Genomic DNA, 713 nt, shown 5'->3' on the forward strand with positions numbered 1-713 from the left:
TTGTATATAGAAAACCCCCTGCTAGGCAGGGGGTTCTGTAGAGCTTTCAGCTATAAATCCGCTATAAAAACCCCTTTTGATTTGTTAAAACACCTTGCGGTCTGGCAACTGCAAAAGTGAATCGAGAAATCGAAAGGGGGTCCCAATGAGGGATGAGAAGAGCTTAGCGCATACTCGATGGAACTGTAAATATCACATCGTCTTTGCCCCAAAATATCGAAGGCAGGTGTTCTACGGAGAAAAACGTAGAGCGATAGGTGGCATATTAAGAAAACTATGTGAATGGAAAAACGTGAATATTCTGGAGGCAGAATGTTGTTCGGACCACATACACATGCTTCTGGAAATCCCGCCAAAGATGAGTGTGTCGAGTTTTATGGGGTATCTGAAGGGTAAAAGTAGCCTGATGCTTTATGAGCAATTTGGTGATCTAAAATTCAAATATCGCAATCGTGAGTTTTGGTGTAGAGGGTATTACGTTGATACAGTAGGAAAAAATACAGCTAGGATACAGGAATATATAAGGCACCAACTGGAAGAGGATAAATTGGGAGAACAGTTATCGATCCCGTATCCAGGCAGCCCGTTTACGGGCCGTAAGTAATCAATAGAATGCAAATGTCAGATTGCGATGCGCCTGTTAGGGCGCGGCTGGTAAGAGAGCCTTATAGGCGCAGATGAAAAACCCCCGGCTATGCCGGGGGATACTTATT

At 43.9% G+C, this 713-nt stretch carries 1 protein-coding gene; it reads left to right on the top strand.

The window, feature by feature from the left end; translation table 11 throughout:
- Window positions 1–145 precede the first annotated feature (145 nt).
- Window positions 146–604 carry an IS200/IS605 family transposase gene (gene tnpA, locus PSI23_RS21760; RefSeq protein WP_273557017.1) on the top strand — a complete coding sequence of 153 codons (459 nt, stop codon included), beginning with the start codon at window positions 146–148 and terminating at the stop codon, window positions 602–604.
- The last annotated feature ends 109 nt before the right edge of the window (window positions 605–713 follow it).

Source organism: Xenorhabdus yunnanensis, from assembly GCF_028598805.1.
GTDB lineage: Bacteria > Pseudomonadota > Gammaproteobacteria > Enterobacterales > Enterobacteriaceae > Xenorhabdus > Xenorhabdus yunnanensis.